This window comes from Natronobeatus ordinarius, from assembly GCF_024362485.1.
GTDB lineage: Archaea > Halobacteriota > Halobacteria > Halobacteriales > Natrialbaceae > Natronobeatus > Natronobeatus ordinarius.
Window position 1 is genome coordinate 1686615 of the sequence record NZ_CP101456.1, and the last position, 22968, is coordinate 1709582.

General features: G+C 65.5%; 22 protein-coding genes and 1 tRNA gene. 10 read left to right on the forward strand and 13 right to left on the reverse strand.

Annotated elements, in window-relative coordinates; genetic code table 11:
• Positions 1 to 58: 58 nt before the first annotated feature.
• The gene (locus tag NMQ09_RS08750; protein ID WP_255194208.1) at positions 59 to 706 is read right to left on the reverse strand and encodes an alpha/beta hydrolase; all 648 of its coding nucleotides are present in this window, start codon (positions 704 to 706) and stop codon (positions 59 to 61) included.
• A gap of 58 nt (positions 707 to 764) precedes the next feature.
• On the reverse strand, positions 765 to 1103 hold the full coding sequence (gene pth2, locus NMQ09_RS08755) for a peptidyl-tRNA hydrolase Pth2 (protein ID WP_255194209.1): 339 nt from the start codon (positions 1101 to 1103) through the stop codon (positions 765 to 767).
• 192 nt (positions 1104 to 1295) lie between these two features.
• Here pth2 and dcd point away from each other — a divergent pair, with 192 nt between their 5' ends.
• Together dcd and NMQ09_RS08765 are read left to right on the forward strand one after the other, a co-directional pair.
• Positions 1296 to 1898, forward strand: coding sequence for a dCTP deaminase (gene dcd / locus NMQ09_RS08760; protein ID WP_255194210.1), 603 nt, complete (start codon positions 1296 to 1298; stop codon positions 1896 to 1898).
• Between the two features lie 51 nt (positions 1899 to 1949).
• Positions 1950 to 2141, forward strand: a complete 192-nt coding sequence (locus tag NMQ09_RS08765) for a hypothetical protein (RefSeq protein ID WP_255194211.1) — start codon at positions 1950 to 1952, stop codon at positions 2139 to 2141.
• 18 nt (positions 2142 to 2159) lie between these two features.
• Here NMQ09_RS08765 and NMQ09_RS08770 read toward each other — a convergent pair whose 3' ends face one another.
• Positions 2160 to 3077, reverse strand: a complete 918-nt coding sequence (locus tag NMQ09_RS08770; RefSeq protein ID WP_255194212.1) for a universal stress protein — start codon at positions 3075 to 3077, stop codon at positions 2160 to 2162.
• 41 nt (positions 3078 to 3118) lie between these two features.
• Between NMQ09_RS08770 and NMQ09_RS08775 the strand changes: the two genes are divergently transcribed.
• From NMQ09_RS08775 to NMQ09_RS08795, 4 genes are all read left to right on the forward strand, one after another.
• Complete coding sequence (locus NMQ09_RS08775; protein WP_255194213.1) at positions 3119 to 3907, forward strand: hypothetical protein; 789 nt, start codon at positions 3119 to 3121, stop codon at positions 3905 to 3907.
• Positions 3908 to 3953: 46 nt separating this feature from the next.
• Positions 3954 to 4175 (forward strand): hypothetical protein, encoded by a 222-nt coding sequence (locus NMQ09_RS08780; RefSeq protein WP_255194214.1) that lies wholly within the window; start codon positions 3954 to 3956, stop codon positions 4173 to 4175.
• A 302-nt stretch (positions 4176 to 4477) separates the two neighbouring features.
• Positions 4478 to 5716 (forward strand): ferredoxin Fer, encoded by a 1239-nt coding sequence (fer, locus tag NMQ09_RS08785; protein WP_303842998.1) that lies wholly within the window; start codon positions 4478 to 4480, stop codon positions 5714 to 5716.
• A 135-nt stretch (positions 5717 to 5851) separates the two neighbouring features.
• Positions 5852 to 6502: a cytochrome b family protein gene (locus NMQ09_RS08795; protein ID WP_255194215.1), complete on the forward strand. Its 651-nt coding sequence runs from the start codon at positions 5852 to 5854 to the stop codon at positions 6500 to 6502.
• On the opposite strand, the gene NMQ09_RS08800 is transcribed toward NMQ09_RS08795, so the two are convergent.
• Both NMQ09_RS08800 and NMQ09_RS08805 read right to left on the reverse strand, forming a co-directional pair.
• Positions 6499 to 7869 (reverse strand): chloride channel protein, encoded by a 1371-nt coding sequence (locus tag NMQ09_RS08800; protein WP_255194216.1) that lies wholly within the window; start codon positions 7867 to 7869, stop codon positions 6499 to 6501. The two genes, NMQ09_RS08795 and NMQ09_RS08800, sit on opposite strands and share 4 nt — an antisense overlap.
• A 413-nt stretch (positions 7870 to 8282) precedes the next feature.
• Entirely contained in the window at positions 8283 to 9347 is a 1065-nt protein-coding gene (locus tag NMQ09_RS08805) for a hypothetical protein (RefSeq protein WP_255194217.1), read from the reverse strand.
• Positions 9348 to 9478: 131 nt separating this feature from the next.
• Here NMQ09_RS08805 and NMQ09_RS08810 point away from each other — a divergent pair, with 131 nt between their 5' ends.
• Positions 9479 to 10351, forward strand: coding sequence for a universal stress protein (locus NMQ09_RS08810; protein ID WP_255194218.1), 873 nt, complete (start codon positions 9479 to 9481; stop codon positions 10349 to 10351).
• A 110-nt stretch (positions 10352 to 10461) separates the two neighbouring features.
• On the opposite strand, the gene NMQ09_RS08815 is transcribed toward NMQ09_RS08810, so the two are convergent.
• Both NMQ09_RS08815 and NMQ09_RS08820 read right to left on the reverse strand, forming a co-directional pair.
• Complete coding sequence (locus NMQ09_RS08815; RefSeq protein ID WP_255194219.1) at positions 10462 to 12006, reverse strand: stage II sporulation protein M; 1545 nt, start codon at positions 12004 to 12006, stop codon at positions 10462 to 10464.
• Between the two features lie 53 nt (positions 12007 to 12059).
• On the reverse strand, positions 12060 to 13484 hold the full coding sequence (locus tag NMQ09_RS08820; protein ID WP_255194574.1) for an MATE family efflux transporter: 1425 nt from the start codon (positions 13482 to 13484) through the stop codon (positions 12060 to 12062).
• Between the two features lie 778 nt (positions 13485 to 14262).
• Here NMQ09_RS08820 and NMQ09_RS08825 point away from each other — a divergent pair.
• Entirely contained in the window at positions 14263 to 14631 is a 369-nt protein-coding gene (locus tag NMQ09_RS08825) for a DUF7344 domain-containing protein (RefSeq protein WP_255194220.1), read from the forward strand.
• A 98-nt stretch (positions 14632 to 14729) separates the two neighbouring features.
• Here NMQ09_RS08825 and NMQ09_RS08830 read toward each other — a convergent pair whose 3' ends face one another.
• Both NMQ09_RS08830 and NMQ09_RS08835 read right to left on the reverse strand, forming a co-directional pair.
• The gene (locus NMQ09_RS08830; RefSeq protein WP_255194221.1) at positions 14730 to 15908 is read right to left on the reverse strand and encodes a tRNA sulfurtransferase; all 1179 of its coding nucleotides are present in this window, start codon (positions 15906 to 15908) and stop codon (positions 14730 to 14732) included.
• Between the two features lie 154 nt (positions 15909 to 16062).
• A complete protein-coding gene (locus NMQ09_RS08835) occupies positions 16063 to 17325 on the reverse strand; it encodes an MFS transporter (RefSeq protein WP_255194222.1) in 1263 nt (420 codons plus the stop codon).
• 139 nt (positions 17326 to 17464) lie between these two features.
• Between NMQ09_RS08835 and NMQ09_RS08840 the strand changes: the two genes are divergently transcribed.
• On the forward strand, positions 17465 to 17884 hold the full coding sequence (locus NMQ09_RS08840; protein WP_255194223.1) for a hypothetical protein: 420 nt from the start codon (positions 17465 to 17467) through the stop codon (positions 17882 to 17884).
• A gap of 39 nt (positions 17885 to 17923) precedes the next feature.
• Here NMQ09_RS08840 and NMQ09_RS08845 read toward each other — a convergent pair whose 3' ends face one another.
• Positions 17924 to 19129, reverse strand: a complete 1206-nt coding sequence (locus NMQ09_RS08845) for a methionine adenosyltransferase (protein ID WP_255194224.1) — start codon at positions 19127 to 19129, stop codon at positions 17924 to 17926.
• Positions 19130 to 19389: 260 nt separating this feature from the next.
• Positions 19390 to 19965 (reverse strand): class IV adenylate cyclase, encoded by a 576-nt coding sequence (gene cyaB / locus NMQ09_RS08850; protein WP_255194225.1) that lies wholly within the window; start codon positions 19963 to 19965, stop codon positions 19390 to 19392.
• 159 nt (positions 19966 to 20124) lie between these two features.
• Between cyaB and NMQ09_RS08855 the strand changes: the two genes are divergently transcribed.
• Positions 20125 to 21120 carry an FKBP-type peptidyl-prolyl cis-trans isomerase gene (locus tag NMQ09_RS08855; protein WP_255194226.1) on the forward strand — a complete coding sequence of 332 codons (996 nt, stop codon included), beginning with the start codon at positions 20125 to 20127 and terminating at the stop codon, positions 21118 to 21120.
• A 203-nt stretch (positions 21121 to 21323) separates the two neighbouring features.
• Here the strand turns inward: NMQ09_RS08855 and NMQ09_RS08860 are convergent, their stop codons facing one another.
• Positions 21324 to 22577, reverse strand: coding sequence for an MFS transporter (locus NMQ09_RS08860; RefSeq protein WP_255194227.1), 1254 nt, complete (start codon positions 22575 to 22577; stop codon positions 21324 to 21326).
• A 276-nt stretch (positions 22578 to 22853) separates the two neighbouring features.
• Positions 22854 to 22927, reverse strand: a tRNA-Lys gene (locus tag NMQ09_RS08865).
• Positions 22928 to 22968: the final 41 nt, after the last annotated feature.

Here is a 22968-nt window from a genome sequence, read left to right on the forward strand (position 1 = left end):
GGCTTGGCGTGGGGTCCGTAAATCGGTTCGTTCTCGTGGCGAGTACGGGAGTCCAGTGTTACGCCGTCGATTCGACGACGTCCTCGAGCAGCTGACGCACGACGGTGAGCTCGTCCGACAGCACGGTGTGGCCCACGTTCCTGTAGATTCGGTCGGTGACGGCAGCCTCGAGGTCATCGAAGACGGCCGCCGACTCGTGGACTCGCTCGACGGGGATGTGGGGGTCGCGGTCGCCACAGCCGAGAAAGACCGGCGTCCCGGCCATCGACCCCTCGTAGCGCTCTCGATCGACCGCTGGACCGATCAACCCGCCCGAGAGTGCCACGACGCCGCCGTATCGACGGGCGTTTCGCGCGGCGAACTCGGTCGCGAGGCAGGCGCCCTGGGAGAAGCCGAGCAGGACGACTCGCTCCCGCGGGACGCCGCCGTCGACCGCCGTCTCGATCGCGTCGCCGACCGCCCGCAGCGCCGAGGAGAGGTTCGGCTCGTTGGCCTCGAGCGGCGCGAGAAACAGCTGGGGATACCAGCTCCCGTCCTGGGCCTGCGGCGCGAGGTAGGCGACGTCGTCGTGGCGTACCTCCCGGGCGAGATCGAGCATCCCACGGGCACGCGCGCCGCGGCCGTGTACGAGTACCATCGCCACGGTGGCGTCCTCGAGCGACGCACCCGAGCGCTCGAGTGGCTGGTTCTGGTGTGGGTCGTCCATAGCCGTAGATGGCGCTCGAGGAGCAAGGCCGTTCTCCCGGCAGCGAACCGATCGAACGCTACAGCAGGGAGAGCTCGCCCGTTACTCGATCGACCAGCTCCTCGTCGGCTGGCCCGATCGCCAGCGCCGTGACGGTCCCCGGCTCGAGCTGGGTGTGGCCGGCATCCCGGATCACGGCGTTGGGCAACCTCTCGCGGTCGGCGATCTCGGACAGTTCGTACAGCTCGCGCTCGCTCGAGCCCTTGAGGACGACCTTCTTCTGGCCGCCTCCCTTCCAGCGCTTGCGGGCCCGGTCGTCGGCCCTTTCGTAGGCCGACAGCGAGGCGTGGGCGACCTGCGCCGCGAGCTTTCCTGTCCCCATGCCGACGTCGGTGCGGGCGACGATGGCCTGTTTCATGTCCGACTCCTCGAGCCGAGGACTAAAAGCGACGACGATGTGTCGGACGACCAGGCAACGGCGTCACCGCCACGTGCGGAGACGGTACGGCACGGGGCTGGCGGACACGTGGTGGTGAACCAGTTGCGCGTTCGACATCGGGTCCACGTTAGATCGAAGAGATTTACACCTACTGCGTCCGTCTGCCCGGGTATGATCCTCTCGGACGCGGACATCCTCGACCGACTCGAGGCGGGCGACCTCGTCATCGAGCCGATCGACGACTACGACTTACAGATCCAGCCGGCGAGCGTCGACCTCCGCCTCGGGCGGGAGTTCCTCGAGTTCCGCCGGACGAACATCCCCTGCATCCACCCCGACTCCGAACGCGAAGTCGACGAGTACGTCACCGAAACGGTCGTCGAGGAGGGCGACGACTTCATCCTCCACCCCGGCGACTTCGTCCTCGGGACGACCCACGAGCGCGTCGAGATTCCGGCGGACCTGATCGCTCACGTCGAGGGACGGTCTTCACTGGGGCGGCTCGCCGTGGTGGTGCACGCCACAGCCGGGCTTTGCGATCCGGGGTACAGAGGCCAGATCACCCTCGAGCTCTCGAATCTCGGTGCGGCCCCCGTCGCGCTCTCACCCGGCATGCGAATCTCTCAGCTCACCTTCACCGAACTCAAAACCGAAGCCGAGCGACCCTACGGCAGCGACCGCGGCTCGAAGTACCAGGACCAGGACGGCCCGCAGGCCTCGCGCATCGGCAGCGACGACGAGTTCGGTGGCGACCAACTCGAGCGCGATCGCTAGCACTCGCGAATTTCAGAACGCTTTCAGTCTCGAACTCCCGATTGCCATCCGATGACCTGCCAGTACCGAGACCCGAACGGCGGTGACGCCTGCCAGGATGCCGCCACTCGAGCCCTCAGCGTTTACTATCCCGAGCGGGAGCGACAGGTGGTGACTCGCTACTGCGACGCACACGCCGACGCGATGGAAGCCGAACTGGCCGACGATCCGAACCGCCAGCTGGTCTCGAACCAGGAGTGGTAGCGCGTCCGGAGGCGAGTTTCAGCCGAGCGAGACGTCCTCGAGCGTCCGGACCGTCAGCACCGGCGTCGGGGCCGCGCTGACGACGCGCTGGGAGACGCTGCCGACGACGAGGCGCTCGAGGCCGCGCCGGCCCTCGACCCCCAGCACGAGGAGGTCGACGCCGTGGGCGTCGGCGTAAGCGAGCAGTTCGTCGGCCGGTCGGCCCCGCACGACCGACCGGACGGTCCCCACCCCGCGGTCGGCCGCGCGAACGGCGACGTCCTTCGTCGCGGCGTCGGCTGCCTGCTCGAAACTCTCGAGGGCGGCCTCGGCGCGCGTCCGGCTGTCGTCGACGACGGAGACGGCCCGGAGCTCGGCGTCGTACGCCTCGGCGAGGCCGATCGCCTGGGAGATGGCGGCGCTCGAGCCCGGCCGGCCGTCGGTCGCGACGGCGATCTCGTCGATCCGTCTGGAAACGGCGTCGACCGACGGATTCACGGTGAGAACCGGTCGCGTGGAGTCGCGGATCACAGCCAGCGCGACGCTTCCCAGGAGGAGCCGTTCGACGTCGCTTCGGCCGCGCGTTCCCAGCACGAGAAGGTCGACGTCGGCCTCGTCGGCGTAGGCGAGCACCGCTCGGACCGGGTCGCCGTCCCTGACGACGGTCTCGACGGGGACGCCGCGGTCGCGCGCTTCCGCCGCGAGCTCCTCGACGTACAGCCTGGCGTCGTCCCGGCGTCGGTCGTGACCGTCGGCTCGCCGGCTTCCGCGTGGCACCTCGACGACCGACAGCAGGTGGGTCCTCGCCTCGAGGTCGGCCGCGATCGAAAGTCCCTGCTCGGCGGCCGTCGTCGCGACGCCGCTCCCGTCGGTCGCGATGAGGACGTCCTCGTACATCACCGGACGTACGGCCGCCTCCGTCTTGAACGTGTAGAACTCAGCGGTCGTATCGACCATTTAATTAAAAACATTTAATATATTAGTGGTGATTGCTATGCATGGTTCGCAAGGCCAATGACCAAACGAATCGACGTACCGTCCTCTACGCAACTGCTGCCGGCCTCGGAACGGTTACAGCAGCCGGAACCGCTACAGCATCACCATCCGAGGGTGAAATCACAGTTGACCCAGAGGAAGAGTATGGGGTAGAACCTATCGACAGCTTCGAAATAAAGCGTATTATTGAAGCTTCCTCCTACTCGGTTGTCGTTACAGAAACCGATGACAGAGTTTCGGCCGTTAAAATTTCTGCCGAAGACAACGGTGCAGTTGAGCACGGGGTTATCAGCGAAAAACGAAATCGAGACTCACAGGAAACGGTCGATATAAGTTCTGAAACAGTTCGCGAAGAGGGATTTGATGGGATAGTTGAATCGAGCTCGACAGTTATCGAAAAACAAGAAGAGATCTCTCGACAGATCGGATCCTGCGACCTCGATTACTGCAATGAGGATGGATGGCCACACTATCAAGAAGGCGTCACACTGACGTTGACTGAACCTGCAGATGTCATTGGGAAAGCCACTTTGACCGAAATCATTGGTGGGTTGGTCGCGATTAAAAAAGGCGTCTTGTTAGGGGGAGCAGTCGGGGTACTCGTTGCAGCGATGCTTGGACTTGGTACCGGACGAAATTGGACAATATCGGAGTACGATAGAGACGGGTGGTTATTCCCGAGGATTAGTGCGGGTGTAGCAAATAGCTGGGATGCCGACCCCAGTTCTCATCAGACTGTTATCCAGAGTCGAGGTCGCCACGTATACGAATGCCACGAAGGCCATCCTTAAGTAATGACATGAACTACGAAGCAGTTGGAGAAAGACGCCACTAGTTATGAAACGATCGGAGAAGATCAAACGGATCGTACTTTTCGCGGCAATTCCTGGAGTTCTTGCGTTCGTCCTCGTCCCGGTGTTCACGATGCTCGTAGCCAGGGAAGTTGATGTGTGGTTCGCGATCTACATCGCGATTGGCTCCTCGCTTGGGATGGGGCTGTTCATGGCGATTCTCGCGGTCGTGGCGCCGAAGACGTTCGAGTCAGTGCAGCTGCTCTGAGCGAGCACGAATTGCCAGGCAAACCACAATCGACAGCCCCTGCTCGGCGGCCGTCGTCGCGACGCCGCTCCCGTCGTCGCGATGAGGACGTCCTCGTACATCACCGGACGTACGGCCGCCTCCGTCTTGAACGTGCGTCTGCCTTCCGGGTCGGTTCACCGGCTCATCGTGATTACCGTCGCTCCTCAAGCGGTGGGTGGATCGACCTCGAGTCCGTGCGGTGAGTGCAGACACTACCCGACCTGATGGCGCTCTCTTGACCGGGCCGTAGTTACTTTTATCCGAGTGTGGTAGGGGTTCTGATGTACGATACGATCCTCGTGCCGACCGATGGGAGTACGGTAGCGGAAGCTGCCGGCACGTACGCGATCCGTCTCTCGGAGCGATTCGGCGCGTCGGTACACGTCGTCTCGGTGCTCGAGCGGGGACTCGTTGGCGGTGACGACGGCGGTGAGGGCGAACGGGCGGTCGACGAACTGGCCGACCGGGCGGCAGATCGCGACCTCGAGGTGACGAGCGAACTCCGGGAGCAAGAAGACGACGTCCACGAAGAGATCCTCGCGTCGGCCGACGAACACGAAGCAGACCTGATCGTGATGGGGACCACTGGCCGCAGCGGGCTCGGTCGATTCCTGCTGGGCAGCGTCGCCCAACAAACGTTGCGGGAGTCGCCCGTTCCCGTCACCACTGTCCACGAGGAGACCGACTTCGAGGCCGAGTTCGAGCGCGTCCTGGTCCCCACGGACGGGAGCCACAGCGCGGCGACCGCCCTCGACCACGCCATCGACCTCGCCGTCGAGACCGGTGCACGACTCCACGTCGTCCACGTCACCGACGAAGAGACCGTCGACGAAGTGGAGACGTTCGACGTTTCGGAGACGACTGCGGCCGACGAGGTCGGCCTCGAGCCGGTCGACGACGCGCTCGAGCGCATCCGCAGATCGGACCTCGAGAGCGTCGACGTCTCGACTCCGAGCGGTCGCGTCGACCAGCGCATTCTCGCGTCCGCTGTGGCGCACGGCGCCGACTGCATCGTGATGGGAACCCACGGCGAGACGGGGCTTCGGCGCTACCTCCTCGGGAGCACGACCGAACGCGTCGTCCGCTTCGCCGGCGTCCCGGTGATCGGCATCAGTGCATCGCGAACCGAGGCCGTGACCGTCGAGTACCTCGATTACCAGGTCGTCGACGAACGCGGCTGGTCGCTCGAGGACGACGACCTCCTCGAGCGGGCCGCGGAGGCCGACCTCGACGCCGACGCTCACGGCACGTTCGAGGTGGCCAACGACGAGTACGTCCTCGACGCGGCCGAGGCGGCCGGCCACGACTGGCCGTTTTATTGCCGGGCCGGTGGCTGTGTGAACTGTACGGCCGTGTTGCTCGAGGGAGAACTCGAGATGGACGTCCAGCGAAGCCTCTCCGAGGAAGAAGTGGAGGACCACGACATGCGACTGACCTGCGTCGCGACGCCGGCGAGTGACTCGATCGCGCTCGTCTACAACGTCAAGTATCTCGACCGGCTGCAGGACCGCGTGCTTTGACCGACTCGGCGTCTCACTGCCAGCGTACGTACGTCGCGTCTCTCAGAACGTCTCTCCAGGGGACCGTGGGACGGGGATAGTTTTATCTGAGTGATCGGTGTCCGTTCAGCAACGGACTCGTGACACGAGTCTATCATGACATCAGACACTAACAACGAGCTCACGCATCACCTGGCCGTAGCGATCGGAAGCATCGCCGTGGCGATCCTGCTGTGGGTCGTCGGATACGGTGGGCAGCGAGTCGTCGCCGCCGTTCCTTTCTTCATCCTGTTTCTCGTGATGGTCATCGGGCCGCTGGTACGCATTCGACCGTCGATCAGGCGACGGTTTTCCGGGAACTTCCCCGTGAACTGGCGGTCGGAACTCGGGATCTGGTTCGCCATCTGGTCCGTCGTTCACGTCCTGTTCGTCTTCGCAGCACGCGACTGGGACGTCGTCGGCTATCTGGTCGACATGAGTCCGTGGGCGTTCGGTGCCATGGTCGCCGTTCTCATCGCGATCGTCCTGGCAGTTACGTCGAACAACCGGGCCTACGACTACCTCGGTCCGAAAGCCTGGAAGTGGCACCAGAGTCACGGAACCTACGTCATCTTCTGGCTCGTGGCCGTCCACGGCTACGATCGGGCGTACCTCCGGCCCTACGAGGAGCTTGGATTTCCCTCGGACGATCCGATCCACCTGATTTACCTCGCGATGATCGTCATCGTCGTCGCGCTCCACGTGGTCGCGTTCGTCGCGGTCGTCTCCGAGTATCGAAAGACCGGCGAGTACCCGCCGGGCATCTAGAACAGCCGCCTCGAGTCGACCTCGACGCCGCGCTCGAGGAGCCCGATCGTGTAGATGCTCCCCTCGCTCGCGCGCCGCGACAGCACTGCGCTGATGAGACAGGCAATCGCGAGCGGCGGGAGGATCCAGACGTCGCCGGTCAGTTCGTAGACGACGACGATCGCCGTCAGCGGCGCGTGTGACGCTCCGGCGAAGACAGCTCCCATACCGACGGCGGCGTACGTCGTCGGATCGGCAACGGGCACAGGGACCGTCTGGTCCAATAGCGTGCCGTAGACGGTGCCGGCCATCGCGCCGACGTAGAGCGTGGGGGCGAAGATACCGCCGGAACCGCCGCTCCCGAGCGTGAGACTCGTCGCGACGATCTTCGCGATCCCGAACGCGACGATGGCCTCGAGGACGAACCCGCCGACGAGCGCGTCCTGGATCACCGGGTAGCCGACGCCGTAGACCTGCGGGATCGAGAGCGCGATGACGCCGAGACAAAGTCCACCCAGCGCCGGCTTCAGGTCGGTGGGAACGGGAAGTCGCTCGAACCCGTGCTCGATGGCATAGAGGGAGTTGGCGAAGGCGAGCGCGACGGCCGCGCCGACGACGCCGAGGCCGACGTACGCGACGCCCTCCCAGCCGCTCTCGATCGAGATTGGCGGCACCGAAAAGATCGGGTCCGGCAGTCCGACGATGACGTTCGCCGTCGCGGTCCCGACCACCGCGGCGATCGCGACCGGCGGGACGTTCTCCCTGGTGACGCGCCCGAGCAGGACCTCCCAGGCGAAGATCATCCCACCGATCGGGGCGTTGAACGTCCCACCGAGTCCCGCGCCAGCCCCGGCCGCCAGCAACACCGACGTCTGGGGATCGGGAAGGTCGAGACGGTTGCCGACGGCGGCGCCGATCGTGCCGCCGATTTGGACGATCGGCCCCTCGCGACCGGTCGCGCCGCCGGAGCCGATACAGACCGCCGACGCGACCGCTTTCGCCGGCACGACGCGCAGGGGAAGCCGCCCGCGTGTCCGTTCGATCGCCTCGATCACCTCCGGGACACCCTCGCCTCTCACCAGGCCGCCGCCGCTGTAGCTGGCGATCAGTCCGACGATCGCGCCGCCGATGGCGGGCGCGAGAACCCGATAGTACCAGGGGAGCTCGACGGCTCGCTCGAGCAACGCTGCTTGCGACGTCGCTCCGGCGAAAAACAGCGCGGTGACTCCGATCAGCAGGTACTGGAAGGCGACGGCACCGAGCCCGCCAGCGATTCCGACCAGGACGCCGAGAACGAACAGCCGGCCGCGAAACGACGTCTCGATCCCCTCGACGAGCCGGAGACCGACGGAAGAAAGGAGGTTGTAGACGGAACGGTGCGGAGACATACTGTCGTGGATACGCGTTCGCGCTGACCCAACGCGGACCGACTCACTCCCGTGGTGTTTCGTCGGCGAGCAGTCGGCGTCTCGTTTCGTCCGACACGCCATCGGGTACCGCGTACTCGCGGTCGTCGATGCGTCGATCACCGTCTCGCGCGACGGTGGGTATGCGATGCGTCTACACCGATGAGCGGCATCAAACCCAAACCTACGTTCAGTTGTATGTGATACTCGCTCGTATTGTTATCTCAGTCTCGACGATATCAACAGTCGTGACTGTGCCTTTCGTGTCAACACACGTTTATACTACTGTATGAGGGGACAAAATAATAATCGCTTGCACTGAACTGATCATTACGAGTGGATCGTTCTGGCCAGCCTCTCGTGCAACATTCGCACTGTCTATTCAGCAGAGCCTCTCAGTTGCGGCCAGAGTCGCTCGAGGCCCTCCTTGGAGCCGAGTCGTGGGTTGGTTGCGGCTCTGTCAGTTTCAGCCACAGTCGCTCCAGTCCCCAGACGGAGAGGCAGGCGCCGAAGGCGATCGTGCCGAGTTTTCCGCCGGAGCCGCCGAGATACGGCGTCGTGTAGACGAAGACGAGTCCGGCGACGGCACCGGCGAGGCCGACGCGAATTTCGCCCGGCAGACGGTCGGGCGAGACCATCCCGACGAACGACGCGCAGAACACCGCGGCGGCCAGCAGCTCGCCGACGGCCGGATGGAAGGCGGGGAGAGCGAGGCCGCCGACGATGCCGACGACGCTCGAGGCGAGGACCGGGCCCCGGCCGAGTCGCACGCTGATCGCGTACGTGATCGCCGCCCCGGCGATCGAGTACCCGACAGCGAGGACGTTCGTCGTCGGCTCTGGGAGCGGGTCGCTGTGGAACTCGGCCGCGGTGAACGCGACGACGGGAACGGCGGCGACGAACGCGGTCGTCCCGAGCTTGCCGCCGAAGCCCTCGAAGACGGGGCGCACGACGACGAAGGTGAGGCCGGCGAGGAGTCCCGCGAGGTACGCCTGCGCGTACGTCGTGAACAGCTCCGGCGAGGTCATCCCCACGAACGCCCCACAGTAGATCGGCACGTCGTAGTCGGCGAGGACGACGACGCCGACGGCACCGACGATCCCCGCGGCGACGATCGACGAGACGCCGAGTTCGGCGGTGACCGCGAGCGTTGCCACCGCCCCAAGCACGACCGAGAGGACGGTTTTGAGGTCCTCGAGCGGCTCGCTGAACTGCGGTCCGGCTCCGAGAACGGACCACCCCCACTCGGCTCGCAGGGCGTACCCGAGCGTCGCGGTGGAGGCGACGGCACCGACGGTGGCGATCGTCGATCGGCCGGGTGCGATCGTCCCGAGGATCGCGAACCCGAAGAGGACGACCGGCGCGGGCGCGAGGATCAGAAAGCCGACTCGCGGATCGGAAAGCCGGCCGTACCAGTACCTGATCCGGACGCTCGTCGAGTCGGTTACGCGTTCGGTCACGTCGTTCGTCTCCGGTTCGAAGGGAACCGATATAATGTCATGGATGAGGCCTGCTTCGGGCGGGACTGCTCGAGCGGTTGCCACGAGCACCACGGGTAAGGCAGTCCGTCCCGTATGTGGGCACAATTGAGATGACAGACGACACGCCGACTGGCGACGGGAAGTTGCTCGTCCCGATTGCGAACCCGGAGACTGCCGAACGACAGCTCGAGACGGCGATCGACGTCGCGGCCGATCGCTCGGCCGACGTCGTCGTCCTCTTCGTCCTCGAGGTGCCCCCGCAACTGTCGCTCCAGGATGGCCGACGGTACCTCCTCGAGGACGCCCACGAGCAGCTCCTCGATGAGGCCGCGGCGATGGTCGAGGCGGCAGGGCTTTCCGTCGAGCGTCGCATCAGGATGGCGCGAGGCGTGGGACAGGGGATCGTCGGGGCCGCCGAGGCCTACGATGTCGAGACGATCTTCATGGGCTGGCGCGGCCGGCCGCCACGCGAGAAGGTCGTCCTGGGCGATCACCTCGACACCGTCCTGAAGAAGGCGCCGTGTGACGTCCTCGTCAAACGAATCCAGACACCAGGCCCCGAGGCCGTCGACTCCGTGCTCGTCCCGGTCGCCGGTGGCCCCCACGACGCGCTCGCCGCCGAGACCGCCGCCTCGATCGCTCGCGAGCACGACGCGACGGTCCACCTGCTGCACGTGCTCACGCCGGAGAATCCCGAGCGCTCGCGACCGGAGGCCGAACGGCTGCTGCGAGAGAAACTGCCCGACCTCGAGGGAGTCGCGGTCGAACGGACGCTCGTCGAGGCCACCGACGTCGGCGGGACGATCACCGACCGGACGGTCGATCACGACCTCACGCTGCTCGGCGTCTCCCGTGGCGGCTTCTTCGAGCGACGACTCCTCGGAACGATCTCGGAGGGCGTCGGCCGCCACGCGGCGGGGCCGGTGATCCTGGCGAAACGCCACGAGTCGGTGCCGTCCCGGCTCGGGCGGCTCCTGCGCTGAGCAGAGCTGGCGCGAGTTCGGCTGCCTCCGACGGAGCCGTTCGATCGAATCGGCTCGGTAGCCGGATTCGTACGGTTTGTTGTGATTCGGTACCGGTACAACGATCCGTATCAGAGAAAGAGCCGGAAGTAGTACGGACTGACGAACCCCTCGAGGAGCGCCGCGACTGCCAACACGACGCCGAGTCCGACGACCACCCAGAACGCCCGTTCCAGGTCGTTCGCCAGCTCTGTGCGAGTCAGCTGCCCGCGAACGGCCCGCCACCAGGCGAGACCCAGCGAAATCCCGAGCGCGCCGGCGACGAGGATCGCCGGAATCTCGAAGAGTCCGTGGGGAGCGACGAACGCGAGGAGGGCGTCGGGATCGACCTCGAGTCGGGCGTAGATGCCGAAGACGAAGCCGTTGAACGCGAGCGACGCGAGTGCCGGGATCGCGAGCGCGAGTCCCGCAAACGCGGTGGTGAACGCGACGGTCCAGTTGTTCCCGAACAGCTCGAGGGCGAAGATCGGCGGAACCACACCCTCGAGTCGGGCGAGGATCGACGCTTCGAAGCCCGCGTCGACGAACGGGGCGGCGGCGATCCACCCGACCCAGAAACTGCCGAGTGAGATGGCGATGACGACGGCGTGGATGCCTGGCGTCTCACGGACGAACGCGAGCAGTTCGGACCAGCCCCGCCGGATCCCTCCGGAGAACTGGCTCCTGAGGGAGCGGTCGGGTGCCGGCGGTGGCGAGATCGAGCGCCGGTAGCCGCCGAACAGGGTGGTCTTCAGCAAGTCGAGCGCCGGCAGGACGACGAACACGGAGAGGAGCGCGACGAGGCTCGGTGCGCCGACGACCGACAGGATGGACGTCAGAAAGCCGATCCCGAAGAGGGCGACGATCGCAACCGCGTAGTAAAAGATCGCCTCGACCGGTTGTCGCCGGAGGAAGCCGGCGCTGGCCCGAACCGATCGAAGCGCGCTCACGTCGTCGACGACGACCGCGACGGGGGTGAACGCGAACAGCGCACGGATGACGGCCCCGAGAGCCAGCCAGGTGAGCAGTCCGAACAGTGCGAAGAGGACGCCGAGCGCGCCCACGCCGGCCGAAATCGCGACGACGACGAGCATCGCCGTGATCGTCCCCACGACCGCCGCCGCTGTCATCCAGAAGAAGAACTCGAGCAGGAACAACCCCAGAAACGACAGCCAGTAGCGTCGAACCCCCTCGACGCCCGCCGGCAATCCGCGTTCGTCCCGGAGCCGAGCGTAGCAGGTGGCGACCTGTCCGGCGCTGACGAGGGCGTACAGGAGGACGCTGAGGAGGATCGTAACGACGAGCGTCAACACGACGAGCCCGACCAGGAAGAGCCCGAACTCAGCCGGCGAGAACGCCGGTTCGATGGCCGTGGCGAACGCTTCTGACCACTGCTCGAACGCCTCCGGATCCGCTTCGGGGTCGGCCGGGGGCTCCTCGAGCGTCGCCAGCTCCGTCCAGATCACCTCGAGTCGGCCGGTCGTCTCGAGGGCGAGGTAGGCGACGACGAACGCCAGAAACGGGACGACCCGGGTGATCGCCGGCACGGCAGCGCCGAGGACGTAGAACGGGAGCAGATCGGATGGCCGTTTGCGGAGCGTGGCAACGACGACGCGGACGGCCGTTGAGAGACGCATAGTGGGTGATTGGTTGGGAATCAGTTAACTCACTCGGGCGGTTTCAGCGACGATCAGTCGTCGGTCTGTGGGTGTGGAGAGGGGTCGTCGATCACGCTGTCGGTCCAGGTGCCCCGGAGGAACCACGCGGCGGTGATGATCGCCGAGGCGACGTAGGAGATCGCGACCGCGTACCAGACGCCGATCACGCTCATTCCGACGGGGACGAGCAACACGTACGCGATAGGGATGCGGAAGATCCACAGTTCCTGGATCGACAACAGCATCGCGGCGCGCGTGCTGCCGCTGCCTCTGATACCGCCGAGCATCATCTGGAAGACGCCCAGAAAGAGGTAGGAGGGGCCGGCGATCGTGATGTACGCCGCGCCGATCCGGACGACTTCCTCGACGTCGCCGTCGTTCGCCTCGGCCTCGAGGAAGAAGCCGACGATCGGCTCGGCCAGCGGATAGGCGACGGCGATCACGACCGCGAAGACGGCGACGACGACGACCGAACTCATGTAGACGGCGTGTTTCGCCCGTTTGACCTGCCCCGCGCCGAGGTTCTGCCCGACGACCGTCTCGGTGCCGCGGGCGAGCCCCAGGGCGGGGAGAAACAGCAGCGAGGAGAGGCGGTTGACGATACCGTAGGCGGCCACGGCGTCGTCGCCCGCGATGGCGATGATCGCCGTCAGGGCCGCGATGCCGAGCGCACGCAGTCCCTGTTCGGCCCCGATCGGGACGCCGACCTCGACGATCTCACGGACGGTTTCGACGCGCAATCGAAGGTCGCCGAGTTCCGGCTGGAGGCCGACGCGACCCGAAAACAGCAGGTACAGCCCGGCAACGGCGGCGATGCCGCGGGAGATGAGGGTGGCGACGGCGGCCCCGGCGACGCCGTAGCCCTCGAAGCCGGTCGCGGCGTAGAGCGTGGCCTCGAGTCCCTCGGCGCCGACCCACGCGAAGACGGGGTTGTTCTGGAAGCCAAGGATGAAAAAGGGGTCGATGACGACGTTGATCGTGACGCTCACGATCATCAGGTACAGCGGGGTCCGTGTGTCGCCCCAGCCGCGCGAGAGGGCATCGAAGATGAAAAACCAGAACATGAAGGCGACGCCAGCGAAAATAATCCGGGTGTACGACACCGCCATGGTGTGGGGGTCGGTTCCCGGCGTCGCGCCGACCATCGAGATGAGCCACGGCGAGAACACGTAGCCGACGAGTGCGAAGACGAGCGCCACAACCGTGACGAACGAGAGCGTCTGTCCGGCCAGGTGGTACGACTGGGTCAGGTTTCCGGCCCCCTTGTGCTGGGAGACGAGCACCGTCCCTGCGACGGTCAGCCCGCCACCGACGCTGACGACGAGAAAGACGATCGCCCACGAGTACGACAGCGCGGCGACGGGGTCGGCTCCCAGCCGACCCACCCAGTAGGTGTCCGCGAGGTTGTACCCCACGTTGAGGACCTGCGAGGCGACGATGGGCGCCGAGAGCGCCATCAACGGCTTGAACAGCTTCCCGTCGGTGACGTTCACCGAACGGTCACCGGATGGACCCGCCGGCGCACCGCCGTCACTCTCGTCGGGATGTTGTCGACGCTCTGGATCGCTCTCGTCGGGCTGCGATCGGCGCTCCGGGTTGTTCTCGTCTCCCATCGTCTTACTCCTGGCTGCTCGTCCGAGACGAGAGGCGACCATCCCGTCGAGGAGCCCACGAGGTGCTGACTGGATAGTCAGTCTGAGACCTGAAAAAGGGTTTCGCTTCGAAATAGTTGGCAGTCGACCGACGAGGTCGTCGTTCCAGCGACAGCGGCCGTCGAAACGGCTGGGCAACGACGTTCAACGCTCGTATAACAGCCGTCGAGAATCACCACCAAGCTCATGACTCTCGAGCCCGTGACTCTAGTGCTGAATACCAATGTCCCCCAGAACGGTCCTCCTCCCGGTCCTCTCGCTCGTCGCCGCCGTCGCGATCGTGGCCGTCGCCCTCGTCCTCTACTTCGAGGTGGTCACCGCGGTCCTCGGAACCCTCGAGTGACGACGCCCGGGAACGGGTCTCACCGGCCCGGGTCGGCTCGAGCCGGCTTTCGAATCGTCCGCTCGGATTGCCGGTTGTGATCGGGTGGGCTTTCGCCCCGCTACCGCTACAACCGCGTGCCGGCGCGGCCACAGGACGGTTCGCAGTTCGTCAGTAATGACGTTCAGAAGATAGTATCAATCGTCGAGACCTATGTGTGTTGGCATCACCCTGTAATAGCCTGCGGGACGTTCGTCCAGTATGCACGGGCCGAACGGCGCTGGGACCGACATCGACGCCATCTACACCCTGCTCGGTACGTCGAGACGGCGATACCTGCTGTATCAACTGCTGGAACGCGAGTACGGAAACGTCGAAGAACTCTCGTTGCAGATCGCCGCCTGGGAGGCCGAGACGTCGATGGATGCCGTCGACGAGGAGCGTCGACAACGAGTGTACGTCTCGCTGGTTCACAATCACCTGCCGCGGCTGGCAGATCACGACGTCGTCGACTACGATCTCCGGAGTGGCGACGTCGTCAAACGAGCGGGCTTTGCCGACTTAGAGCCCGTGCTCGAACAGTTCAGGCAAACCGAGCCGACGCCGGAGAAGTACCGCCCCGTCGCCTGAGTGTTTTACCGAGCCTGCTCTGCTGAGTCGAATCCGTCGCCGAAGGCCGATTCGACCCTGCAGTCGACGCTTGGCGGAGTACTAAGTGCGCGACTCGTTCAGGGCTCGACGAGCGTCGCGTTCGCCGCTGCCTCCTCGGCACGCGCCGCTAGCTCGTCGGGTTCGACCTCGAGGAGGGGCTCGAGGCGACCGTTCGTCTCCGCGCGATCGGGGGCGACCCGGTTGCAGCCCGCGGGAATCGTCGAGTCGGAGTAGGTTCCGATCTCGCGCGCCCGGGCGACGATCTCCTGTTTGTCCCACGTGAGCAGCGGCCGGTGGATCGGGAGCGTCGTCGCACGGCTCGTGACGGCGAAGTTCTGCGCCGTCTGGCTCGACTTCTGGCCGAGCGCTTCACCGGTGACGAGGCCGGCCGCGCCGACGTCAGCGGCGACGTGTTCGGCAACCTGGAAGAAAAAGCGTCGGAGCGAGAGCATTCGCCCCTGCTCTATCGTCTCGGCGAGCAGGGCAACGGTGTCGCCGCCCGGTACTCGATAGGCCCGCATGTCGACGTTCGGCGCGTACCGGGAGAGCGTCCGGACGGTCTCCATCGCACGCGCTTCGTGGTCCGGGCCGCCGTAGTCGCCGAGGTCGACGTAGACGGGAACCACGGGGCTGCCACGTTTCATGATCTCGTAGGCGGCCACGGGCGAGTCGATCCCGCCGCTGATCAGCGCGACCATCGGCGCCTGCGTCCCGAGCGGCAGCCCGCCCGGTCCGGGAACCTTCTCGAGGTAGATGTAGGCGGCCGTCTCGCGGACTTCGACGCCGAATGTGAGGTCGGGATCGTCGAGGTCGACTTCGGGCTCGAACTCCTCGGCGACCGCCGATCGGATGACGTCGCCGCCCTCGATAGCGAGGTCTCGGCTGGTGAAGGGGTGGTCCTTTTCGGCTCGGTGGGCGTCGATCGCGAAGCTCCCGCCGTCGTACCGCGCCCGGGCGGTTTCCGCGAGCGCCTCGCAGATCGCCGCCTTCTCGGGCGTGACGGCGAGCGCCGCGCTCGCGGAGACGACGCCGAACGCGTCGGCTGCGGTCTCTGCCGCGTCCGCGACGGCCGCTTCGGTCGTGTGGATCAACGGCCGGTTCCATTGCCGTTCGACCTCGCCGGGGACCGAGCGGTCGGCGAGGAGGGCCTCGAGGTTCTCGACGAGGGTCCCCTCCATGTACCGCTTGACGGTCGGACTTTTGGTACTCACGTCCCCGTGGCGGACGAGGACGACGTCGGCTCCCGGCGGATGCATAGCTGGGCTAGACGGTCGTGGCTATAAGGGAATTACGAGGTGGCCGTCGAGAGACAACGTGGTGGGATGTGACCTCACAGACTGCTGGCAGTCAATTCCAGCGCACCTGCCCCACGGTCGCGGTTGCGCCGGTCACTCGTCACAGCAATCCGTCTCAATCGGCACGCTGGATCGAATCTCCGATGGTCGGGCTCACCTGTCCGGTGTGCGTGTAGACGCCCACCACGAGGATCGCCCCTGCGAGTAAGGCGATGATGGCGCTGACGGCATACATGATCTCGAAGCCGATCGTGTAGACGAGCGGGAGTGAGATCATCGGTCCGAGTCCACCGCCGACGTCGCCGAGGACGTTGTTCGTCCCCATCGCCCGCCCCATCCGTTCTTCGGGCGTGAGATCGGCGAGCAAGGCGGTGAGCGGGCCACCGACGCCGCCCTGTCCGGCCCCGATCAGGACGCAGCCGGCCACCACCATCGCGAACGACGGGGCGAGCGCGAGCACCACGAAGCCGACGCAGTTGGTGACGAGAAAGGCGACGAGCACCGGAACGCGTGCCCCGACGGAGTCACTCAGAACTCCGCCGGAGATCGTAAATACCGCCCCCGCGAGGACGGTGACGGCCATCAACATCCCCGACGTCCCCTGCTCGCCGAACTCGACGGCGTACCCCAGCAGCTCCGTCGAGATCGTCAGCCCCTCGACCTCGAGGTAGAGCACGAGCGTCGAGAACAGCACGCCAACGTAGGCGAAGTAGAGCCCGAAGTTGACCAGCCCGACGGTGATCGCGGGAATCGTCAACTCGAGGTCCCACGGGCTCACCGAGGCGTCGTGGCCCTCGACGTGCGTCTCCGGGACGACGAAGTAGGCGATGACGGACGCGAGGCCGGCGAACGCGGCGGCCAGAACGAACGCGGCGGCGTTTCCGTAGATCTCGCTCGTGACGCCGCCGAGGACGAGCCCCGCGGGGAACCCGAACGTGATGCCCGCGCGAACGATCCCCATGCTCGTTCCCCTCGAGTCGGCCTCGCTGACGTCGGCGGTGATCGTGTACGCCGTCGCGAAGACGAGGGCGCTGCCGAGCCCCCACAGGATGCGCGCGAGGAGGAACCAGAGCTCAGGCGCGTCAGAGACCATCGCGACGACGTACCCGAACGTCGCGACGCCCTCGATCGCCAGCCCGACGACGAACGGCGTCCGGGTGCCGATTCGGTCGACGAGGATTCCTGCGGGCGCGTTCGCCACGAGCCGCGTCCAGCGGTTGGCCGCCAGAATAAGGCCAACCATGAACGCAGAGATGCCGAGCACCTCGCCCAGGTTCGGCAGGATCGGAAAGATGACGCCGCCACCAAAGCCGACGAAGAACGTACTCGCGACGACGGCGAGGACGACGCTCCGGCCGCTCGGCTTCGAGTCCGTCACTGTCTCACCGATATTTCGATTCGTAACTACTTCGATCTGAGCCTTGGTTCTTCCGGAGTCGGTTTCGGGATCGTTCGGGGACGGCGGCTCGGGACATCGGATCAGTGGATATATTTGTGTGGGTTGGTTGCCATGACGTATGGTAGGAGATGAAGTCGAACGTGATAGTCGCAACCATCAACTGATCGGCAGCGGATCGGCACTGATGTACGCCGTCGTCTTCACCGCAGTCGGTGCACTCGCGCTCGAGGATCTCGCCTACGGTGCCATCGTCGGCGTGTTTGCGGGCGTCGGCACCTTGCTGTTTCTTCCCTGGTTCCTCCGACTCTCGTCCATCCAGGACGAGGCTAGCGACGACACTCCCTTCTCTGAGGCCGTCCGTCGTGCCGGCGGGAACGCGAAGATGAGCGTATTCGGACTCGGACTCGAGCTCGGCGCCATCGCCATGCTCGCCGTTGGGTTCGCCCTCGAGGAGCCCGATTACCTCGCCGGAATCGGCGTCGCCATCGCGGTCGCGGTCGCCGTCCCGCTCGTAGCGACTGCCCTCTTCGGCCGGTAACCGGCGAAGCGGGTCGACCGCGCCGAGAACGAGCGCCGGTCAGAACGTCGTCAGCTCGCCGTCGATGACCCGTCGGGTGATGTCGGTCACGTTCGCCAGCCGGTCGTCGACGATCGCCCGGACGTCGTCCTCGACGTCGGCGACCGAGAGTCCCGCTTCAGTGACGACGTGGACGTCGGCGACGTGGGGCTGGTCGATCGGGCGGCCGATCTGGCTGAGCAGGCGCACGCGGAGGTCGCGGATGCCGTCGACCTCGGCGACGACCTCCTCGGCGATGTCCGTCGAGAGCAGGTTGTAGATCTTGCCGATGTGGTTGACCGGGTTCTTCCCGCTCGTCGCCTCCATCGACATCGAGCGGTTGGGCGTGATGAGCCCGTTCGCGCGGTTGCCCCGGCCCACGGAGCCGTCGTCGCCGTTCTCCGCGGAGGTGCCGGTGACGGTGAGATAGATCGACCCCTCCTCGTAGTCGTCGGCCGTGTTGACGTGGACCTCGAGCTCGCTGTCGGTGTACTCTTCAGCGACCGACAGCACGTACTCGCGAACGGAGTTGACGGCATCGGCGTAGTCGTCCATGTCCGCGATGTGTTCGTCGACCATCGCGGCGGCGACGGTGACATCGATCTGATCGCCCTCACGCTTACCCATGATCTTCACGTCGGGGCCGAGCTCGGGATGGCGATCGGCGTACTCGCCGTTGAGCCGCCGCTCGGCGTTGCGGACGATCTGTTCGGTCTCAGAAAGCGGCGCGTGGCCGACGCCGAAACTCGTGTCGTTAGCCATCGGCACCGTCGCGCCGTCCTCGCCGAACACCTCCTGGAGGTCGCCACTTCCCTCGCCGAGTTTCACGTCGACGACGACGTCCGTTCCGAACTCGAGTTCCGGGATCGTCTCGTCGAGGTACTCACGGGCAGCCCGAAGGGCGATCGTCTCGGCGGGGAACGCCTCACCCTCGTACTGTTTCGTCGCGCGGCCGACGATCAGGATGTAGATCGGATCGACGACCTCGCCGCCGCCGAACGCTGGCGCCGCAGAGCCAGCGACCAGCTGCGTCTCGTCGGTGTTGAAGTGAAGCACCTTCCCGAATCGGTCGATGTACGCCCGGGCGAGCGCTCCCGCGACGCTCTCGGCGATTCCATCACAGATCGAGTCGGGGTGGCCGATCCCCTTTCGCTCGACGATCTCTACCTCCTGATCGGCTACCGCCCGTCGGTCGATCGGTTCGACCCGAATATTCCGCTCGGTCATTGTCCCACGTTCAAGGGGTGCCGTTCTATACCTTGCGAAAGGGCCAAGCCCTGAGGGTATCTCGTGAGCGGCCGGCGTCGCGGGTGATGCACGACAGTTATCTCGAGGGAGCGCGACCGAACGACGCTCACAGTGGCTGGTGCTGACAGTCGTACTGCTCGCTGGATCCGCCCCCTGCTCGTCCAGCCCACTGTCCGTCAGTCCCGGTGGAATCGCCACCGTGGGGCGGTTGTGCCGGTACCTCGTCACCACACTCCGTCTCACTCCTCGAGTGCGAGCTCGAGGTACGAGGTTCTGAGCTGGTCGTCGGGATCGAGGCCGAGCCGCTCGAGGATCGCCAGTGCACCGTCACGCGCGGACTCGATTCCGTCCTCGTCGGTTTCGGTTTCGACCTCGACGAACTCGCCGACGCCGTCGACCGAATCGAGCGTGACAACGTAGTCCTCGAGCGCGAAGCGTTCTCGCCCCTTTCGAACCGTGGCCGCGGGCTCGAAGCCGAGGTTCGTGAGTATGGTGCCCATCCGTTCGTCGTCCGCGACGCCGGTTTCGACCTCCTCGCGCGTCTTCGATTCGTCGTCGACCAACGGCCCCTTGTACGTCAACCGAATCCCGGCTGCGCCGTTGGCTGTACCGTTGCTCTTCACTGTGTCCTGCCCGTCTTCGGTCGTCTCCTTTCGAATCCGTAACGCCTCGTCCGTCTCCGGAAACGACCGGTGGGGGGCGTCGTAGTAGGTGTCCTCCTGAACGACTGCGCCCAGGTCGTCGGCCTCGAGTTCGGACAGTCGCTCGCGGACGTCGTCGAGATCGGCGGGGACTTTGACTTCGACCTCGTACATACCTGCTCGAACGGACGGCTGGCGTAAGTATCGGTCGTTCCGACGGCTGCTGTGGCAGTTCCCGGCGCAGCCACGACGCGTCGGCGCCCCGGTACGGCAGGTCGGACCGACCAAGTGGAAAACGCGGCTCTTAAATGTTGACGGCGGGACGTACCATGTATGACTGAGGAACAGGAGGCCGAACAGGCCGATGACGTCGACGAGGAAGTTGAAGACGCCGAGGAAGTACAGGACGAGAGTGAAGAAGAGATCGCCGAAGAGGAGGCATCGGGACTCCAGTCGGGCGACTTCGTCGAGATCGCCTACACCGCCCGAACCGTCGAGGAGGGGACGCTGGTCGACACGACCGACGCTGACGTCGCCGAGGAGGAAGGCGTCGAACAGCAGGACCGGGAGTTCAAGCCCCGCACCATCGTCCTCGGAGAGGGGCACATCTTCGGTGCCGTCGAGGACGAGATCGTCGGCAGCGAACCCGGTGACGACGGTACCGTGACGATCCCCGCCGAAGAGGCCTTCGGCGAGTACGACCCGGACGCCGTCGAGACGGTCAGCATCGAGAAGATCGACGAAGACGACCGCTACCCCGGCGCCCACGTCCACGTCGACGGTCGCCACGGCTACATCCAGACGGTCATCGGCGGCCGCGCCCGCGTCGACTTCAACCACCCCCTCGCCGGCGAGGACGTCGAGTACGAGTACGAGGTCCTCGACGCCGTCGACGACCGCGAACAGCGCGCCGCCGGCCTGTTCGAGATGTACCTCGACGTCGAGCCCGAACTCCACATCGAGACCGATGAGGTCGAAGAGGAGGTCATGGTCGAACCAGACGAGGACGACGAGGACGAGGACGCCGAACCCGAGTTCGAGACCCAGACGGTCGAGAAGGAGACGCTCTACGTCGAGTCCACGCCCCAGCTGACGATGAACCAGCAGTGGATGTTCTCGAAACAGCAGATCGCCCAGGACGTCATCGACAAGGTCGGCGTCGACCGCGTCATCGTCCAGGAGGTCATCGAGGGCATGGGCGGTATGGGCGGCATGATGGACATGATGGGCGGCATGGGTGGTGCCGACTTAGAGGACGCACTCGAGGACGCCGACGTCGACGCCGACGAGATCGTCGAGGAACTCGAGGGCGCCGACGACGAGGAGTAATCGGCCGCGTTCATTTTCCGCGTTCGAACCGACGACGAGCCGCTCGGCTGCGTCGCTATAGTAGCCACTGAAAGTCGTTGCACACCTGCTCGGGATCAAGCGGCCAGAACTGGCTTATTCTGCCAGTTCTGGCCGCTCCACTACGAGCAGTGTGTAAACCGTTTCAGTTGTTACTATATACCGACCTGTCGCCGGCACGGACGCTACTCGAGTGCCAGCAGCGCCACGAACAGTAACGCCAGCACGACGCTCACGCCGGCGATCGCCGGGAACGCGGCGACCACGCCCCACTGCGTCGCGAGCACGCCGAACAACGCTGGCCCACTCGCACTCCCGATGGCCGACGCCGTCTGGATGACGCCAAACAGGCTACCGCTGTACTCTTCGTCGGCTCGCTCCGAGACCAGCGCGTTCTTGACCGGATAGCTCGCGTACATCATCACCCCGATGGCGGCGAACCAGAGGGCCAGGACGACCACCACCAGCTCGAAGGGCAACCCGCCGAGCACTCGAGCGACGAGCAGCGTTCCCCCGACGAGTACCGCGGTGGCGACGGCCGCGCCAGCGCCGAGGAGTTCCCGATTGAACCTGTCGGCGAGATCGCCCGCCCACAGTGAGGCCAGGCTCCCCCCGAGCAACAGCGTGAAGAACGTCACGTTTCCGACCGACACCGAGGCGCCGGTTTCCGCAGTGATGTAGGCGGTGGTGTACGTCTGGATCGCGCGATGCTGGAGCGACAGGATCATCGTGACCAGAAAGAGCAACACGACGTCGCGAGTGATCGGGACGGCGATCGAGCGCCTCGCCGATCGGAGTCCGTTCCGGATCGAGAGCCCCCGCCCCCCGTCCGTCCGGGCCGAACCGTTCGTCGACCCGGCCGACGCGAGCAGGAACGGAACGCTCGCCAGCGTCACGACGATTCCGATCAGCGCCGCGGCGGCGAGCGCTGCCCGCCAGCCCACGAGCACCGCCAGCCCGCCGACGATGAGCGGCGAGGACATCGTTCCGAGTGCCCCGCCGAAGCCGAACACGCCCATCGCCTTCCCTTCTGTTTCCCGGTTCTCGACGTCACTGATGATCGACATCCCCGTCGGATGGAACGTGCTGCCGCTGATGCCGGCGACGGCCTGCGCTGCCAGCAACAGGCCGTAGCTGCTGGCCATACTCGCGAGCAAGATCCCGACGGACATCCCTGCGAGTCCGACGATCATCACCCGTTCTTTTCCGAGCCAGTCGGCGAGGATCCCCGCCGGAAGCTGGAAGAGTACGTACATGGCGAAAAAGACGGTGAGCAGGAAGCCCGCCTGGCCGTAGGTGATCCCGAGGTCGGAGACCAAAAGCGGGATCACCGGCGGGATGACGATCGCCAGAAACTCGTTTACGCCGTGGCCGACCGTCACCGGTCCGGTCACCCGTGGCCGGGCGACCGCCATCATCCGTCGGAAGGGGTCGAGCATACCGATGACCGCGGTTTCTCCAGCGGACAAATAAGGGAGTCGATCGGTGAACTGCTTTTCCGGTTTCCGAGACTCACCGCTCGCGGAGTTGCTCACGGATCACTCCGTTCACCGTTCGCCATTTCGAGGCGCTCTCGCTGGTCGCGCCTCGCATTGCTCGGAGCAAAAGCGGGCCGGGCGCGATTTGAACACACGGTCGGAGCAAAGCTCCTCCCTGCGTTCAAATCGTGCCTGCCGGTTCACTCACCGATTCGCTGCGCTCATCGGTTCGTTGCACGGGCCGGGCGCGATTTGAACACGCGACCGTCTGATTAAGAGTCAGACGCTCTGCCTAACTGAGCTACCGGCCCTGTATCGGAATTCCGGCCCGCCGTTGATATAGGTTTCCCTT

Excerpts from the sequence above, each read along its gene's own strand:
- NMQ09_RS08750 (WP_255194208.1), bottom strand. The coding sequence starts at position 706 with ATGGACGACCCACACCAGAACCAGCCACTCGAGCGCTCGGGTGCGTCG.
- pth2 (WP_255194209.1), bottom strand. The coding sequence starts at position 1,103 with ATGAAACAGGCCATCGTCGCCCGCACCGACGTCGGCATGGGGACAGGA.
- dcd (WP_255194210.1), top strand. The coding sequence starts at position 1,296 with ATGATCCTCTCGGACGCGGACATCCTCGACCGACTCGAGGCGGGCGAC.
- NMQ09_RS08765 (WP_255194211.1), top strand. The coding sequence starts at position 1,950 with ATGACCTGCCAGTACCGAGACCCGAACGGCGGTGACGCCTGCCAGGAT.
- NMQ09_RS08770 (WP_255194212.1), bottom strand. The coding sequence starts at position 3,077 with ATGGTCGATACGACCGCTGAGTTCTACACGTTCAAGACGGAGGCGGCC.
- NMQ09_RS08775 (WP_255194213.1), top strand. The coding sequence starts at position 3,119 with ATGGTTCGCAAGGCCAATGACCAAACGAATCGACGTACCGTCCTCTAC.
- NMQ09_RS08780 (WP_255194214.1), top strand. The coding sequence starts at position 3,954 with ATGAAACGATCGGAGAAGATCAAACGGATCGTACTTTTCGCGGCAATT.
- fer (WP_303842998.1), top strand. The coding sequence starts at position 4,478 with ATGTACGATACGATCCTCGTGCCGACCGATGGGAGTACGGTAGCGGAA.
- NMQ09_RS08795 (WP_255194215.1), top strand. The coding sequence starts at position 5,852 with ATGACATCAGACACTAACAACGAGCTCACGCATCACCTGGCCGTAGCG.
- NMQ09_RS08800 (WP_255194216.1), bottom strand. The coding sequence starts at position 7,869 with ATGTCTCCGCACCGTTCCGTCTACAACCTCCTTTCTTCCGTCGGTCTC.
- NMQ09_RS08810 (WP_255194218.1), top strand. The coding sequence starts at position 9,479 with ATGACAGACGACACGCCGACTGGCGACGGGAAGTTGCTCGTCCCGATT.
- NMQ09_RS08815 (WP_255194219.1), bottom strand. The coding sequence starts at position 12,006 with ATGCGTCTCTCAACGGCCGTCCGCGTCGTCGTTGCCACGCTCCGCAAA.
- NMQ09_RS08820 (WP_255194574.1), bottom strand. The coding sequence starts at position 13,484 with ATGGCGCTCTCGGCGCCCATCGTCGCCTCGCAGGTCCTCAACGTGGGG.
- NMQ09_RS08825 (WP_255194220.1), top strand. The coding sequence starts at position 14,263 with ATGCACGGGCCGAACGGCGCTGGGACCGACATCGACGCCATCTACACC.
- NMQ09_RS08830 (WP_255194221.1), bottom strand. The coding sequence starts at position 15,908 with ATGCATCCGCCGGGAGCCGACGTCGTCCTCGTCCGCCACGGGGACGTG.
- NMQ09_RS08840 (WP_255194223.1), top strand. The coding sequence starts at position 17,465 with ATGGTAGGAGATGAAGTCGAACGTGATAGTCGCAACCATCAACTGATC.
- NMQ09_RS08845 (WP_255194224.1), bottom strand. The coding sequence starts at position 19,129 with ATGACCGAGCGGAATATTCGGGTCGAACCGATCGACCGACGGGCGGTA.
- cyaB (WP_255194225.1), bottom strand. The coding sequence starts at position 19,965 with ATGTACGAGGTCGAAGTCAAAGTCCCCGCCGATCTCGACGACGTCCGC.
- NMQ09_RS08855 (WP_255194226.1), top strand. The coding sequence starts at position 20,125 with ATGACTGAGGAACAGGAGGCCGAACAGGCCGATGACGTCGACGAGGAA.
- NMQ09_RS08860 (WP_255194227.1), bottom strand. The coding sequence starts at position 22,577 with ATGCTCGACCCCTTCCGACGGATGATGGCGGTCGCCCGGCCACGGGTG.